Consider the following 15,246-nt stretch of genomic DNA (forward strand, 5'->3'; position numbering starts at 1 on the left):
CGTGCCCCAGCGGTCGGAGACGCTTCCGTGCCCGAAGCCGAGGCCGCGTCCACCCATGAAGCTGAAACCGCCGTGACGCAGACCGAGCCCGACCGCGGCGACGGATCCGCAGCCGGTTCAGAACCGACGAGCGAGACGACGGCCGTCCCGATCACCGCTCCCGAGACCACCTCGACGACCACGACGGAAGACCCTCACCCGTCCGCCGACTCGGCGCGCACCGAGCCGGCTTCCGACGCGCAGGCCGCCCCGTCGTCCGTGGCCGCCGCTCCGGTCGCGCCGAAGCGTCCGGTCGCCCGTCCCACGACGACGAAGCCGCCGTCGATGCCCGCTGAGTCGCCGGGCACCGACACCGCGGCACCCGAGGCCAACCCCATCGTGCTGTCGATCTCCGGGCTCGTGAAGCAGTTCGGCGACACGGTCGCCGTCGACGGCGTCGACCTCGAGGTCCGACGCGGCTCCTTCTACGGCATCGTCGGCCCGAACGGCGCCGGAAAGACGACGACGCTGTCCATGGTCACCGGTCTCCTCCGCCCCGACGCCGGCTCCATCAGGGTCCAGGGCGTCGACGTCTGGCAGGACCCGGCCGAGGCGAAGCGTGCGATCGGTGTCCTCCCGGACCGTCTCCGACTCTTCGACCGCCTCACCGGCAACCAGCTGCTCTACTACTCCGGCGTCCTCCGCGGACTCGACCCGGCGACGGTGAAGTCGCGGACCACGGACCTGGCACGGGCGTTCGGTCTCGACGACGCGCTCGGTCGCCTCGTGTCCGACTACTCCGCCGGCATGACGAAGAAGATCGCGCTCGCGGCGGCCCTCATCCACTCGCCCCGTCTCCTCATCCTCGACGAGCCGTTCGAGTCGGTCGACCCGGTGTCGGCGGCCAACGTCATCGAGATCCTGCAGCGCTACGTCGCCAACGGCGGAACCGTCGTGCTCTCGAGTCACGGCATGGACTTCATCCAGCGTGTGTGCGATCACGTGGCCATCATCGTCCAGGGCAAGGTGCTGGCCGCCGGGTCCGTGGACGAGGTGCGGGGGACGGGCACGCTCGAAGAGCGTTTCGTCGAACTCGCCGGGGGCCGCAAGTCGGCAGAGGGAATGGAATGGTTGCACAGCTTCTCCGACTGAAACTGCAGCTGACGCTGAACGCGTTCCGCCGCAGTCCCTGGCGACTGGTCGGACTCGTCCTGGCGATCGCGCTCGGCGTCTGGGTCGTGGTGCTCGCGAGCACCGGGCTCGTCGCACTCCGGACGACCGATCCGGAGGTGACCAGGAACCTCCTGGTGCTCGTCGGTTCCGTTATCGTCCTGGGCTTCATCGTGCTGCCGCTCGTGTTCGGCGTGGACGATCAGCTCGACCCGAGGGCGTTCTCGCTCTACGGTCTCCCCAACCGGACCCTGTCAGCTGGCCTGATCGTCGCCGCGCTCGTCTCCGTCCCGTCGATCGTGCTCGCCGTACTCGCGGCGTCCTCCGTCGTCACCTGGTCGAGGTCGCCGCTCCCGGCGGTCCTCGCCGTCATGTCGGCAGTGCTCGGTGTCGTGCTGTGCGCACTCCTGGCGCGGATCGCGACGTCGATCTCCGCGAGCCTGCTGTCGACGCGGCGCGCCAAAGAGGTCATGGGTGTGCTCGGGCTCGTGCTCATCATCGCCGTGAGCCCGGCCATCATCGCCCTGACCGCGGTCGACTGGCAGCGTGACGGCTTCGCCGTGCTCGGCCGGGTGGCCGACATCCTGAGCTGGACCCCCCTGGGTGCCGTGTGGTCCTTCCCCGGCGACGCGGCCATCGGCGACATCGTGCCGGCCGTGGTCAAGCTGTTGCTGACCGCGGCGACGATCGCGCTCCTCTGGTTCGCCTGGCAGGCCTTCGTCGCGCGGTTGCTCGTCGCACCGGAGCGCATCGGAACCGGTCGCGAGAGCACCGGTCTGGGATGGTTCGATCTCCTGCCGGGACGCCCGGCCGGCGTCATCGCCGCCCGCAGCATGACCTACTGGTTGCGCGACCCGCGCTACCTCGTCTCCCTGGTGATCATCCCGATCGCCCCCTTCATCTTCTTCGTCCCGCTGCTGGTCGCCGGCATCCCGTTGAACGTCCTCGCGCTCGTGCCGCTCCCGGTCGTGTGCTGGTTCCTCGGCTGGCTCCTGCACAACGACCTGGCCTTCGACTCGACCGCGGTCTGGTTGCACGTGGCTTCGGGGGTCCGCGGGCGGGCAGACCGCATCGGCCGCCTCTTCCCGGTGCTGCTCATCGGCATCCCGCTCATCGCCGTCGGATCGACGCTCAGCATCCTGTTCTACGGCGATTGGGACGCCCTGCCGTCGATGATCGGCGTGAGCACGTGTCTGTTGCTCAGCGGTGCCGGCATCGCGAGCTTCGTCTCCGCACGGTTCCCGTACCCGACCTCCCTGCCCGGTGACAGCCCGTTCCAGCAGCCGCAGGTCCCCGGCAGCAGCGGCCTGTCCGCGCAGTTCATGAGCCTGCTGGGCACCGTGGTCCTCACGGTCCCGGCCGCCTGGTTGGCGGTGCTCGGCCTCACAGGCGAGCCGAACTGGAACTTCGGCGCGCTCGCTGTTGGCGTCGGGACCGGGCTGCTCGTCCTGGTCATCGGGATCCTCGCCGGTGGTCGGGTCTTCGACCGCCGCAGCCCAGAGATCGTCGGCTTCGCCAGCTCCCACTGATCCGAGGCCCCCGACGGGCTCCGACAGGACCACAGGAGCCCCGGCTCGTCTGCGGCGGTACCATGGAGCCATGGCGCAGCATGACAGCACGAAGCAGCAGATGAGCACGATCGACCCCGGCGGGACACCGGACGGGGGGAGCACCGCGATCATGGATCGCGAGCTCGAGGAGCTCATCGAGAGCGAGAACATCGAACCCGGCGATCATGAACGCTTCTCGCACTACGTGAAGAAGGAGAAGATCCTCGAGTCGGCGCTCAGCGGGAAGCCCGTGAAGGCGTTGTGCGGCAAGAAGTGGACCCCGGGTCGCGACCCGGAGAAGTTCCCGATCTGCCCGTCGTGCAAGGAGATCTACGAGAAGCTCCTTCGCGACTGATCCGCCCGCCGGGTCAGAACGTGGTCCGGCGCGAAGTGGTCGTCAGCCTTCGAGGTAGACGGTCGGAAGCACCGGGTCTCCGCGCGTCAGGCTGACGGCGCGGGGCGGCAGTTCCGCGACCGAACGCTCGCGGTGCTCCCGCGCCTGCCGCGTGCCCGCGGCACCCAGGTACTGCTCGTCGACGAGACCGCCGACCACGAGCGGGACCATGAGTGGGCGTTCCGCATCGGCGTCGGCTGCCCCCTCGTGTCGGCCGGCCGGCCCGTCGCCGAGGTAGATGCGCTCCTCCCGGGCGACGCCGTTCCGGTCGTAGGCGCGTGCCGCGGACTTGCGGCCGCCGACGGTCGCCTTCTCGGCGGACTTCTTGGCGACGCTGATCCAGTCGCCCTGGTCGTCGCGGTGGGACACGAGTTTGTAGACCATTCCCATCGCAGGCGATCCCGATCCGGTGACGACGGACGTCCCGACGCCGTAGGAGTCCACGGGCGAGGCGGCCAGAGCGGCGACGGCGTGCTCGTCGAGGTCGTTGGTGACCGTGATGCGGGTCGTGGTGGCGCCGAGCTCGTCGAGCAGTCGCCGCACCTGGTCGACGACGATCGGCAGGTCGCCGGAATCGATGCGGACCGCGCCGAGCTCCGGTCCGGCGAGGCGCACGCCGAGACGCACCGCCGCTTCGATGTCGTAGGTGTCGACGAGCAGGGTCGTCCCAGCGCCCATCGTGTCGATCTGTGCCCGGAACGCGTCCTCCTCCGAGTCGTGCAGGAGGGTGAAGGAGTGCGCGGCGGTGCCCATGGTGGGGATACCCCAGCTGCGGCCGGCTTCGAGGTTGGAGGTGGCGCTGAAGCCCGCGATGAAGGCGGCCCTGGCGGCCGCGATCGCCGATCGCTCACCGGTCCGGCGCGAACCCATCTCGGCGAGGGGGCGTGTCCCGGCGGCCGAGGTCATGCGCGCGGCCGCGGTGGCGACCGCGCTGTCGTAGTTGAAGACACTGAGCGCGAGGGTCTCGAGGATGACGGCCTCCGCGAAGGTGCCCTCCACGACGAGGATCGGTGAACCGGGGAAGAACACCTCGCCCTCCCGGTACCCCCAGATCGAACCGGAGAAGCGGTAGTCGGCGAGCCAGTCGAGTGCGGCGGTGCTGACCACGCCTTCTTCGCGCAGCCACTCCAGTTCCGCCTCGCCGAACCGGAACCGCTTGAGCAGTTCGAGGAACCGGCCGGTACCGGCGACCACCCCGTAGCGGCGTCCGCCCGAGAGTCGACGGGCGAACAGCTCGAAGAGACACTCCCGATCAGCGGTGCCGCGGTGGAGCGCGGCGTCCAGCATCGTGAGTTCGTAACGGTCGGTGAGGAGAGCTGAGGACTCGTGCACCCGTTCAGCCTAGCCGCGCGGGTGCAGGGAACGGGGTGATCGGGCGGTCCGGCATGACGAGGGTCATGCGCGGTAGGCTGGACCATCGTGAACGACGCACCCATCGGCATCTTCGACTCAGGCGTCGGCGGACTCACGGTGGCGAGAGCGGTCAGCGACCAACTCCCCGCCGAATCCGTGATCTACATCGGCGACACCGCCCATTCGCCCTACGGGCCGAAGCCCATCGCCGACGTCCGACGCTATTCGCTCGAGGTACTCGACACCCTTGTGGACCAGGGTGTCAAGATGCTCGTGATCGCGTGCAACACCGCCTCAGCGGCGATGCTGCGCGATGCGCGGGAACGCTACTCCGTCCCGGTGGTCGAGGTCATCCAGCCCGCGGTCAGGACCGCGGTCCGCAGCACGCGCAACGGCAGGATCGGGGTCATCGGCACCGAGGGCACCATCAATTCGCGCGCCTATCAGGACCTGTTCGAGGTCAACCCCGAGCTGACGGTGTTCGGGCAGGCCTGCCCGCGGTTCGTGGAGTTCGTCGAGGCGGGCGTCACGACCGGTCCGGACCTCCTGGAGGCCGCTGAGGAGTACCTCGCGCCGCTCCGGCATGCCGGCGTCGACACGGTCGTACTGGGTTGTACCCACTACCCCTTCCTGAAGGGTGCGATCAGTTACGTCATGGGCCCGCAGGTGTCCCTCGTCTCGAGCGACACGGAGACCGCGAACGACGTGTACCGGGTCCTCGTCACCCGCGACCTGCTCCGCGACAGCGGCGAACCGCCCGTCCACCGGTACGAGGCGACCGGGAGCAGTGCCGACGACTTCATCGCCCTCGCCAACCGCCTGATGGGCAGGGAGATCTCGACGGTCTCGCTCGTCCAGACCGGCGTCATCGACCTTCCATCCCACCAGTTCGAGGAGCACATCCATGAGTGACACCCAGCGCGCCGACGGCCGCACCAACGACCAGCTGCGTCCCATCACCATCGAGCGAGGCTGGAGCGAGCAGGCCGAGGGGTCGGCGCTCATCAGCTTCGGGCGCACCAAGGTGCTGTGCACCGCGTCGTTCACGAACGGGGTGCCCCGGTGGCTGAACGGCAAGGGGAGGGGCTGGGTCACCGCCGAGTACTCCATGCTGCCGCGATCCACGAACGAGCGGATGGACCGTGAGGCGGTCAAGGGGCGCATCGGCGGTCGAACCCACGAGATCTCCCGGCTCATCGGACGCAGTCTCCGCGCCGTCATCGACACGAAGGCGCTCGGCGAGAACACCATCGTGATCGACTGCGACGTGCTGCAGGCCGACGGCGGGACGCGGACCGCCGCGATCACGGGTGCCTACGTGGCACTCGCCGACGCCATCGAGTGGGCGCGCGGGAAGAAGTTCATCTCGCAGAAGGCCTCACCCCTCACGGACAGCGTCTCCGCCGTCTCCGTCGGCATCATCGACGGCGTCCCCATGCTCGACCTCGCGTATGTCGAGGATGTGCGCGCCGAGACCGACATGAACGTCGTGGTGACGGGTGGGGGCTCGTTCGTCGAGGTGCAGGGGACGGCCGAGGGGGCACCGTTCGACCGCCGGGAGCTCGACTCGCTGCTCGACCTCGCCGTCGGTGGCGCGGCGTCGCTGAAGACGATCCAGTTCGAGGCCCTCGGCCGCTGATGTCCGTCGAGATCGTCCTCGCGACGCACAACCAGCACAAGGTCGAGGAGTTCCAACGTCTCGTGAGCCGTGACGTGCCGGGCATCACGGTCCTCGGCTACGACGGTCCCGAGCCGGTCGAGGACGGTACCTCGTTCAGTGAGAACGCCCTGATCAAGGCGCGCGTCGCCGCAGCCCACACTGGCTCCATCGCCCTCGCGGACGATTCGGGGATCGGTGTCGACATCCTGGGCGGCGCGCCCGGTATCTTCTCGGCGCGCTGGGCGGGCTTGCAGCACGACTCGTCGGCGAACCTCGCGCTCCTGCTCGACCAGCTGCACGACGTGCATGAGGAGCACCGCTCGGCATGGTTCGCCTGCCACCTCGCACTCGTCGTGCCGCCGGGGATCCCTGGGATGGAACCGTTCGAGCATGTCGCGGTCGGCACCTGGCACGGCGCGCTCGCCACGGAGCCGGCCGGTACGAACGGCTTCGGCTACGACCCGGCGTTCATCCCGAATGGCGACCACCGCACGGCGGCCCAGTTGTCGCCGGCGGAGAAGAACGAACTGAGCCACCGCGCGATCGCCTTCCGCGAACTCGTCCCGGTGTTGCGGGGCCTCCTGCCCGCGCCGTCGGCCACCAGTTGAGCATGATACTCAGGACCATTCCTATCTCGGCATGAACCCTTCCCGGGGCCGCGGGAAGCTCGTACGGTGGTCACATCATGGGTCACGATCACGCGCACGCCGACAGCACCACCAACCGTTCCCGGCTGGTGGCGGCGATCGCCATCATCGCAACCATCCTGGTCGTCGAACTGGTGGGCGCGTGGGTGAGCGGTTCGCTGTCGCTGCTCGCGGACGCCGGACACATGTTGTCGGATCTGACGGGGCTCGTCATCGCGCTCGTGGCGACGATTGTCGCCGCCCGCCCGGCCACCGACCGCCAGACGTTCGGGTATCAGCGGGCCGAGGTGTTCGGCGCGTTGATCAACGCATTGATCCTGATCGCCGTCGCCGTGTCGGTGCTCCTCGAGGGCGTCGCCAGACTCGTCGAGCCGTCGTCGGGCGAGGTCCAGAGCCTGCCGATGCTGGTCGTCGCGGTCATCGGCCTCGTCGCGAACCTCGCGGCGCTGTGGATCCTCAGGGGAGGTCGTGAGTCCTCGATCAACATGCGCGGCGCGTACCTCGAGGTCCTCGGAGACCTCCTGGGCTCGATCGCCGTCATCATCGCCGCTGTGGTCATCCTGCTGACGGGATTCGCCCAGGCGGACGCGATCGCGTCGCTCGCGATCGCCGCGATGATCGTGCCGCGCGCCTGGGCGTTGCTCCGCGACGTCGTCCACGTCCTCAGCGAGTCCGCTCCCTCCGACACCGACGTGCAGGAGATCAGGGACCACCTGATCGGGACGGACGGGGTCGTCGCCGTGCACGACGTCCACGTCTGGCAGATCACCTCCGGGCAGCCGGTGTTCTCCGCACACGTGGTCGTCGAGCAGCGGGTGTTCGCGCTCGGCGGGACGGGGGAGCTGCTCGACCGCCTCGGCTCATGCCTCCACGACCACTTCGACGTGGAGCATTCCACGTTCCAGCTCGAGCCCGAGGAGCACGCCTCTCACGAGGAGTCCCACCACCGCTGATCCTGCGCGGTGGCCGCGGCACGGTGCCGACGGATCAGGCCGGGTCGCTGCCGCGGTCGCGGTTGAAGACGTCCTGGTTGGCCAGCTTCGACGCCGCCGCGCGACGCTCCTCCTCGGAGATCGTGCCCTGGAGTGCCTTCGCCTTCCGGCTCGACTGGATGTAGTGCCAGCTGGTCGGGATGAGGGTGAGGACGACCGCGCCGATGAGGATGACGTCGATGTAGTTCTGCACGAAGGTGGCGACCGGCGGGATGTAACCGAGGAGGTAGCCGAAGAAGGTCAGGCCGGCACCCCAGATCAACGCACCGACGAGGTTGTAGAGCGAGTACTTCTTGTAGTTCATGTGCCCGATGCCCGCTGCGACCGGTGCGAAGGTCCGGACGATCGGGACGAAGCGGGCCAGGATGACCGCGAGGGCGCCGAAGCGCTCGAAGAAGGCGTTCGTCCGCTCGACGTTCTTGATGCTGAAGAGGCCGGACTCCTTGCGCTCGAACACCTTCGGCCCGAGTTTGTGCCCGATCAGATAGCCGACCTCGCCGCCGAGGAACGCCGCGAATCCGATCGCGAGGCAGACCCACCAGATGTCGATCTCGATGACGCGCGCGGATCCGAACGCGAGGAGGCCGGTGATGACGAGGAGGGTGTCGCCGGGCAGAAGGAACCCGACGAGGAGGCCGGTCTCGGCGAAGACGATCGCGCACACGACGACCAGGGCCCAAGGACCGACGGCCGTGATGATGCCCTCCGGGTCGAGCCAGGGGATGAGGGCGGTGTGGACCATGCGGAGCTCCTGCTGTCGGGGGAGGGATGGAACGGCGTACGACGGTGTCGCGTGCGGGAGAAGGGACTTGAACCCTCACGCTCGAAAGCACAGGAACCTAAATCCTGCGTGTCTGCCAATTCCACCACTCCCGCGGCTCGGCTCAGTCTACGGGAGCGAGGTCGGGAACGTCCTGTGCTTCGTGACGCCGCGGCGGCCGCTCCGACGCCCAGCAGAGCCGGTGCCGCGCCGTGTATGCTCGGCTCCATGCGAACGACGTGTGCAACGAGCTGGTGGCCCGCCTCCTAGGCGGACCGCGCACGTGCACACACGACGACTCGACCGCCTGACAGGGCGGTCGTTCTCGTTCGGAGGCCCTGTCGGATCGGTCCCAGCCTGAGGACACCACCATGACCACCCTGCTCAACCGCGTGCTGAACGCCGGCCCCGACTTCCCGTTCGCGGTGATCCGCCGCCACGGCAGCGACACCGTCGACCTCTACACCGGCGAGGTCGTGGACGTCGAGTCGCTCGCCGACATCCCGCTCGGAGCGGCCGGCGACGCACGCCGACCGGAAGTCCTCACCCTGGTGCCGTACCGCCAGGTGCGTGAGCGCGGCTTCGCAGCGATGGACGACGGCGCGCCGTTGCGATGCCTCGTCGTCGAGGAACGGGAGTCGGTCGCCCTCGGCGAGTTGCTCGACGGGCTGCCGATCGACGTGGTCCCGCTGCTCGACGGCGGGTTCGACGTCTCCGACGAGGACTACGCCTCGATCGTCCGCCGCGTGATCGAGGATGAGATCGGCCGTGGTGAAGGCGCGAACTTCGTCATCCGCCGTGAGTTCACCGCGACGACCGAGGTACCCGCCGAACGCGCGGTCCTCGCCTGGTTGCGGGCGCTCCTCTCGGGGGAGACCGGCGCGTACTGGACGTTCGCCGTGCACACGCCGGGGGTCTCGATGGCCGGCGCGACGCCCGAGCGACACGTCGCCGTCTCCCGAGACGCGTCGACGGGCGAACGGACCGTGACCATGAACCCCATCAGCGGCACGTTCCGCCACCCGCGCTCCGGCGCGACCGGCGACGAGTTCCGTGCGTTCCTGGGAGACGTCAAGGAGACCGAGGAACTCTTCATGGTCGTCGACGAGGAGATGAAGATGATGAGCCGGGTGTGTGCATCCGGCGGACGCATCCTCGGGCCCTACGTCAAGCAGATGTCGCGCCTGACGCACACGGAGTACCTGCTCGCCGGCACGAGCGACCTCGACGTCCGGGAAGTGCTACGGCTGACGATGTTCGCGCCGACGGTCACCGGGTCGCCCATGCAGAACGCCTGCGCCGTGATCGCCCGGCACGAGCGGAACCCTCGCGGCTACTATTCGGGCGTCCTCGCCCTGTTCACGCCGCTGGACGACGGCGACTACGAACTCGACGCTCCGATCCTCATCCGCACGGCCTATCTCGACGACGCCGGCCTCGTCCGGGTCCCCGCCGGGGCGACGCTGGTCCGGCATTCGGATCCCGTCTCCGAGGTGGCCGAGACCGCTGCGAAGGCGGCGGGTGTGCTCACGGCGCTCGGGGTCATGGCTCCGCCCGAGCTCGGCCCGACGGTCGACCTCGCGGCCGAGCCGGGGGTGGAGGAGGCGCTCCGGGCCCGCAACGAGCGGCTCGCGCCGTTCTGGTTGCAGCCCCAGCACGCAGCACCGATGGGTCCGTTGTCGGGTCGCTCCGCGATCATCGTCGACGCCGAGGACGAGTTCACGGCGATGCTCGCCCACCAACTGCGCCACTTCGGTATGACCGTCGAGGTCGAGCACTGGTCGACCGTGAACGACTCGCGCTTGGACGCCGACCTGCTCGTCGCCGGACCCGGACCAGGCGACCCGCTCGACCTCGCCGAGCCCCGGGTCCGCCGCCTCCACGAGATCGTGTCAGCACGTCTAGCGGCCGGTGCCCCCCTGCTGGCTGTCTGCCTGAGCCATCAGGTCCTCGCGATCCAGCTCGGTCTACCGATCGCCCGACTCGACGCACCCCGCCAGGGACTACAGCTGGACCTCGACCTGTTCGGCGAGCAGTCGCTCATCGGGTTCTACAACACCTTCACGGCCCGCTTCTCGGGAGATACGCCGGTGGGCGGGGTCGAGATCGCGGCGGGCCCGGTATCCGGCGACGTCTTCGCCATGCGCGGTCGGGGATTCGCCTCGGTGCAGGGACACCTGGAATCGGTGCTGTCCAGGGACGGGCTCCGCACCCTCGGTTCGCTCGCGGGCCACGCGCTCGCCGGCGTGGCGTCGGGGGTGTCGGCTGCGCCGGTCGACGCCTGACCGCGTCCCGACGCCGCGCTCCGCGACCGCTTGGAGATGACTCCCCGAGGCGGTGTCAGGCGTCGGCCTGGTCGAGCGTCGTGAACGGGGTGACGTCCGCGAGCTGCGGCCCGAGGCCGATGTCGATCAGCCGCACGTCTCCCGCGTAGGCGGAGCCGGGTGGGATGAGGAGTCCGGCCTTCACCGCGCCGAAGGTGACCGTGACCTCGGCCGGGAGGACGGCACCCTCGGGCACGCTTCCCTCGTCGGGGTCGATGCCGCTCGGGACGTCGACGGCCACCACCGTGGGTCCGCCGGCGCTCTGGACGATCGGGAGGACGGCCTCGACGATGGCCTTCGGGGCACCGCGCAGGGTGGGGTTCCGGCTTGCCCCGATCCCGAAGACGGCGTCGACGACGAGCGCAGCGCCTTTGGCTTCGTCGGCGGTGTCGTCCGGTTCGGCGGGGGAGTTCATGAGGAAGCGGACGCCGGCCTCGACCGCCGCGGCATAGCCCGCCTCGTGCGCGTGGTCGCCGGTGCGAGCGACGACGAGGTCGAGCGGGACCCCTTCGGGGCCCTCCGAGCCGGCCAGTTCGGCGGCGGCGAACAGGGCGTCCCCGCCGTTGTCGCCCGACCCCACGAGCAGGAGGATCCTCCAGGCGTCCGGCACGGTGCCGTCGAGTTCCGCCGCGCGCTCCGCCAGGACGGCCCGCAGCTCCTCGGCGAGGCCGTGGGCGGCTCGCGCCATGAGCGGTTCACCTGCAGCCAGCAGTGGTGCCTCTGCGGCTCGGACCTGGTCTGCGGTGTAGCCGTTCATCATGGCGCCCACTCTTCCCGCTCGTCCTGTCGGCCGCAAGCGGTTGCGGTCGGGTCGTGTGCGACGTGGCGTGGGTTCAGGCGAGGTCGAGCCGAAGCCCGGGGTGGCCGGCGAAGACCTCGAGGATCAGCTCGAAGTACGTCGTCCCGCGACCCGTGTCGAGGTCGTCCAGTTGCGTCGTGATGTGTGCGGTGTCGAACGGTGCACCCCGATCGAGCTTCTGCTGCAACCACGTCCGCGTGGCCGCGACGCCGAGCGCGGCGCGACTCCGCTCGTGCTCGGTCCAGACGAAGCGGACCTCGTCGAGATCGCGGAGCGCGCCGATCCCGCCGTAGAGGACGTCGTCGAGGGCGTCGAGGCTCGGGCCGAGATCCCAGTCCTCATCCCGCATGAGCAGGGCGTTCATGACGTCGTAGAACGAGGCGATGTCGTGGATCTCGGACCCGTCGATGCGAAAGGTGGTCGGCACCATCCGAGCCTACCGAGCGGTCCCTGACGCCCCGGGCGGTGGTGCTGTGGATAACTTCTGCGCGCAGCGGCCGGTTTTCGTCAGGATGGCGGCATGGGGACAGCGGCTGAGATCATCACAGCGCGTGTGCGCGATCGGGTGCGCGAGGAGTTCGGTGAACCGAGCCGGCGTGGCGGAGCAGGGCGGATCGCCCGTGAGGAGGTGCGTCGGTACAACGAGCACGCCTTGAACGATGCGACGCCGCTCATCGACGACGAGCACGGCATGACGAGCGAGGTGCTCGCCGCGGTGACCGGCTTCGGGGCGATCCAGCCCCTGCTCGACGACCCGAGCGTCGAGGAGATCTGGATCAACGAACCGACGAAGGTGTTCGTGGCACGTTCAGGGGTGTCGGAGCTCACCGACGTCATGCTCGGCGAGGGCGACGTCCGCGACCTCGTGGAGCGGATGCTCCGAGCGACCGGACGCCGTGTCGATCTGGCCAACCCCTTCGTCGACGCGTCGCTGCCGGACGGGTCCCGGTTGCACGTCGTCATCCCGGACGTCACCCGGCGCCACATGTCGATCAACATCCGCAAGTTCTCCGCACGGATCCGCGACCTCGGTCAGCTCGTCGCCGCCGGATCGATCAGCTATCAGGCCGCGGAGTTCCTGCGGGCCAGCATGATCGCCGGTGCCAACCTCCTGGTGTCCGGGGCGACGCAGGCCGGGAAGACCACCATGCTCGGCGCGCTCATCGCGGCACTCGATCCCGCCCTCCGCATCGTCACCGTTGAGGAGACCTTCGAGCTTGCGCCGGGCAATCGCGACGTCGTCGCGATGCAGTGCCGACAAGCCAGTCTCGAAGGGACGGGTGAGATCACCCTCCGGCGCCTCATCAAAGAGGCCCTGCGGATGCGGCCCGATCGCATCGTCGTGGGGGAGGTCCGCGAGGCGGAGAGCCTCGACCTCCTCATCGCCCTCAACAGCGGGCTGCCCGGACTCTGCAGCATCCACGCGAACTCCGCTCGTGACGCGATCGGCAAGCTCTGCACGCTGCCGCTCCTCGCCGGGCGCAACATCGACTCCGGGTTCGTCCGACCAGCCGTGGCGTCCTGCATCGATCTGGTCGTGCACTGCGAGCTCGACCGCACCGGTCGCCGGAGGGTGGCCGAGATCATCGCCGTGGGCGGGAGCGGTGAGTCCCACACGATCGAAGCCTCCACGCTGTTCGAACACCGGGACGGTGAGTTGCGCGCGACCGGGCGGTTCCCGCTCCGCGACGACAAGTACCGGGCGGCAGGCATCTCGCTCGCCTCGATCCTCGCTGCCGGCGAGCGATGAGTCTCGTCTTCGGAGCACTGCTCGCGGCCGGTCTGCTCCTCGCCCTCGCACCCTGGTGGTGGCCCGAACCGGAGCCGCTGCGGGCGAGGCTCGAGCGGTGGCGCCCCGTAGCCGCGCTGCGAGAGCTCCTCATCCTGGCCGGGCTCCCCGGCCGGTATTGGGCTGCCACCCTCGTCGTCGCCGTGCTCGCCGGTCTCGTCTCGGGTGCCGTTGTGCAGGCCCTCTGCCGGGTCATGCCGCTCAGCGCGGCCGTCGCCGTCGCCGGACTGGTCGCGCCGGTGACCGTGCTGCGAGCCCGTGCCGCCGCGCGTCGACGCCTGCAACGCGGGCTCTGGCCCGACGTCGTCGACCACCTGCTCTCCGCCATCCGGTCGGGACTCTCGCTCCCGGACGCCGTCGCCGCGCTCGACACCGTCGGCCCAGCGCCGCTCCGCCCAGCCTTCGCGGCGTTCAGCGCCGACTACCGAGGCGCGGGACGATTCGCGGACGGCCTCGACGACCTCAAGACCGCACTCGCGGACCCCGTCGCCGACCGCATCCTCGAGACGGTCAGAATGGCACGCGACGTCGGCGGCACCGAACTTCCGGCCGTGCTGCGAGCACTGTCCGCCGGACTCCGCGAGGAGTCGGCCATCCGCGCCGAGGCCGAGGCCCGCCAATCGTGGGTCGTCAACGCGGCACGGCTCGGTGTCGCCGCGCCGTGGGCGATCCTCCTGCTGCTCTCCTCCCGGCCGGAGACCTCGGCGGCCTACAACTCGCGCGAGGGCGCGGTCCTGATCATCGCGGGCGTCGTCGTCTCGGCGCTCGCCTACCAGGCCATGCTCCGGGTCGGACGCCTGCAACCCGAACGACGGTGGTTCCGATGAGCGCCGACGGTGCCTGGGCGCTCTGTCTCGGCGCGGCGCTGGGCATCGGCCTGTGGGCACTCGCGATGCTGCTCCCCGCGCTCGGCAGGCCCCGGTTGGCGGATCGCATCGCGCCCTATCTGGTCGACCTGTCCAGCGAGGCCCGACAGCGGGCCTCACGACAGTCGACGGACCCGTTGCCGGTGATCGGGACGCTGCTGGTCCCGGTCCTCCGCGCTCTGCGCTGGCTGCTCGGCCTTGTCGGCGCGGACCAGGAACTCGTCGTCCGCAGACTCGGGCAGGCCGGAGGTCCCACGCTGCAGCGCTACCGCCTCATGCAACTGCTGTGGGGGCTCGGCGGCTTCGCTCTTGGAGCGGCGCTCGCCGTGCTCGCGTTCAGCGGCGGCCGACTCCCACTCCCGTTGGCGGCGGCGTTGCCCGCACTGGGGGCGGTGGCAGGCATCGTCCTGCGCGATCAACTGCTCAACCTCGCCGCCCGCCGCCGACTGGCGCGCATCGAGGAGGAACTCCCGACGGTCCTCGAGTTCCTCAGCCTGAGCCTGGCCGCCGGCGAGGCGATCACCGACGCGATGGAGCGCGTGGCACGCATCGGGTCGAGCGGCGAACTGGGCAACGAGTTCCGGCAGGTCATGGCGGAGGTCTCGACGGGCATCCCGTTCGCGCAGTCGTTCCGTCAGTTCGAGGCCAGACTCGCGATGCCGACGCTCTCCCGGTGCGTGGACCAGATCCTCGGAGCGCTCGAACGCGGCACCCCGGTCGCCGCGGTGCTCCTCGACCACGCACACGACGGACGCGACACCGCCAAACGCCGCCTGCTGGAGTCCGCAGGGAAGAAGGAGGTCGCGATGCTCGTGCCTGTCAACAGTGAATTAAAATCCTCTTCATCGCCAAATCCGGCTGCCGACTTTGGTGATACTGTTCGGCGGACGGTTGAGCGTAACGCCTGTATCACGTGAGACACCTGTCCCATCATGGGACACCTCGGTGATCACCCAACATCGC

15 protein-coding genes and 1 tRNA gene are annotated in these 15,246 nt (G+C 69.5%); 11 read left to right on the top strand and 5 right to left on the bottom strand.

What is annotated here, in order from left to right; genetic code table 11:
- Positions 1–27 precede the first annotated feature (27 nt).
- The 3 genes from ITJ57_RS08170 to ITJ57_RS08180 all read left to right on the top strand — a co-directional run bounded on the left by ITJ57_RS08170 (position 28) and on the right by ITJ57_RS08180 (position 3,054).
- Entirely contained in the window at positions 28–1,131 is a 1,104-nt protein-coding gene (locus ITJ57_RS08170; protein ID WP_370582269.1) for an ABC transporter ATP-binding protein, read from the top strand.
- Positions 1,107–2,678: an ABC transporter permease gene (locus tag ITJ57_RS08175; protein ID WP_194669596.1), complete on the top strand. Its 1,572-nt coding sequence runs from the start codon at positions 1,107–1,109 to the stop codon at positions 2,676–2,678. The genes ITJ57_RS08170 and ITJ57_RS08175 overlap by 25 nt, the downstream gene beginning before the upstream one ends.
- Positions 2,679–2,778: 100 nt before the next feature.
- A complete protein-coding gene (locus tag ITJ57_RS08180; RefSeq protein ID WP_086473833.1) occupies positions 2,779–3,054 on the top strand; it encodes a DUF3039 domain-containing protein in 276 nt (91 codons plus the stop codon).
- A gap of 42 nt (positions 3,055–3,096) precedes the next feature.
- Here ITJ57_RS08180 and ITJ57_RS08185 read toward each other — a convergent pair whose 3' ends face one another.
- Entirely contained in the window at positions 3,097–4,425 is a 1,329-nt protein-coding gene (locus tag ITJ57_RS08185) for a nicotinate phosphoribosyltransferase (RefSeq protein WP_194669597.1), read from the bottom strand.
- 87 nt (positions 4,426–4,512) lie between these two features.
- On the opposite strand from ITJ57_RS08185, the gene murI reads away from it, so the two are divergent.
- The 4 genes from murI to ITJ57_RS08205 all read left to right on the top strand — a co-directional run bounded on the left by murI (position 4,513) and on the right by ITJ57_RS08205 (position 7,706).
- Entirely contained in the window at positions 4,513–5,358 is an 846-nt protein-coding gene (gene murI / locus ITJ57_RS08190; protein ID WP_056007165.1) for a glutamate racemase, read from the top strand.
- A complete protein-coding gene (gene rph / locus ITJ57_RS08195; RefSeq protein WP_194669598.1) occupies positions 5,351–6,085 on the top strand; it encodes a ribonuclease PH in 735 nt (244 codons plus the stop codon). Before murI ends, rph begins: the two co-directional genes overlap by 8 nt.
- Entirely contained in the window at positions 6,085–6,714 is a 630-nt protein-coding gene (gene rdgB / locus ITJ57_RS08200) for an RdgB/HAM1 family non-canonical purine NTP pyrophosphatase (protein ID WP_194669599.1), read from the top strand. Before rph ends, rdgB begins: the two co-directional genes overlap by 1 nt.
- A 77-nt stretch (positions 6,715–6,791) precedes the next feature.
- Positions 6,792–7,706 carry a cation diffusion facilitator family transporter gene (locus tag ITJ57_RS08205; protein ID WP_194669600.1) on the top strand — a complete coding sequence of 305 codons (915 nt, stop codon included), beginning with the start codon at positions 6,792–6,794 and terminating at the stop codon, positions 7,704–7,706.
- A gap of 34 nt (positions 7,707–7,740) precedes the next feature.
- Here ITJ57_RS08205 and ITJ57_RS08210 read toward each other — a convergent pair whose 3' ends face one another.
- Positions 7,741–8,487, bottom strand: coding sequence for a DedA family protein (locus ITJ57_RS08210; protein ID WP_194669601.1), 747 nt, complete (start codon positions 8,485–8,487; stop codon positions 7,741–7,743).
- 52 nt (positions 8,488–8,539) lie between these two features.
- A tRNA-Leu gene (locus ITJ57_RS08215) sits at positions 8,540–8,621 on the bottom strand.
- A gap of 255 nt (positions 8,622–8,876) precedes the next feature.
- Here ITJ57_RS08215 and ITJ57_RS08220 point away from each other — a divergent pair.
- A complete protein-coding gene (locus ITJ57_RS08220; protein ID WP_194669602.1) occupies positions 8,877–10,790 on the top strand; it encodes an anthranilate synthase family protein in 1,914 nt (637 codons plus the stop codon).
- 55 nt (positions 10,791–10,845) lie between these two features.
- On the opposite strand, the gene ITJ57_RS08225 is transcribed toward ITJ57_RS08220, so the two are convergent.
- A complete protein-coding gene (locus ITJ57_RS08225) occupies positions 10,846–11,589 on the bottom strand; it encodes an NAD(P)H-hydrate epimerase (RefSeq protein ID WP_194669603.1) in 744 nt (247 codons plus the stop codon).
- Positions 11,590–11,662: 73 nt separating this feature from the next.
- A complete protein-coding gene (locus ITJ57_RS08230; protein ID WP_370582270.1) occupies positions 11,663–12,055 on the bottom strand; it encodes a ribonuclease inhibitor in 393 nt (130 codons plus the stop codon).
- Between the two features lie 93 nt (positions 12,056–12,148).
- Here ITJ57_RS08230 and ITJ57_RS08235 point away from each other — a divergent pair, with 93 nt between their 5' ends.
- Genes ITJ57_RS08235 through ITJ57_RS08245 form a run of 3 tightly spaced genes read left to right on the top strand, consistent with a single transcriptional unit; the run spans position 12,149 to position 15,200 of the window.
- Positions 12,149–13,378 carry a CpaF family protein gene (locus tag ITJ57_RS08235; protein ID WP_194669605.1) on the top strand — a complete coding sequence of 410 codons (1,230 nt, stop codon included), beginning with the start codon at positions 12,149–12,151 and terminating at the stop codon, positions 13,376–13,378.
- Positions 13,375–14,244, top strand: a complete 870-nt coding sequence (locus ITJ57_RS08240) for a type II secretion system F family protein (protein ID WP_194669606.1) — start codon at positions 13,375–13,377, stop codon at positions 14,242–14,244. The genes ITJ57_RS08235 and ITJ57_RS08240 overlap by 4 nt, the downstream gene beginning before the upstream one ends.
- Positions 14,241–15,200 carry a type II secretion system F family protein gene (locus tag ITJ57_RS08245; RefSeq protein ID WP_194669607.1) on the top strand — a complete coding sequence of 320 codons (960 nt, stop codon included), beginning with the start codon at positions 14,241–14,243 and terminating at the stop codon, positions 15,198–15,200. Before ITJ57_RS08240 ends, ITJ57_RS08245 begins: the two co-directional genes overlap by 4 nt.
- Positions 15,201–15,246: the final 46 nt, after the last annotated feature.

The organism is Plantibacter sp. VKM Ac-2880 (genome assembly GCF_015351235.1).
Taxonomy (GTDB): domain Bacteria; phylum Actinomycetota; class Actinomycetes; order Actinomycetales; family Microbacteriaceae; genus Plantibacter.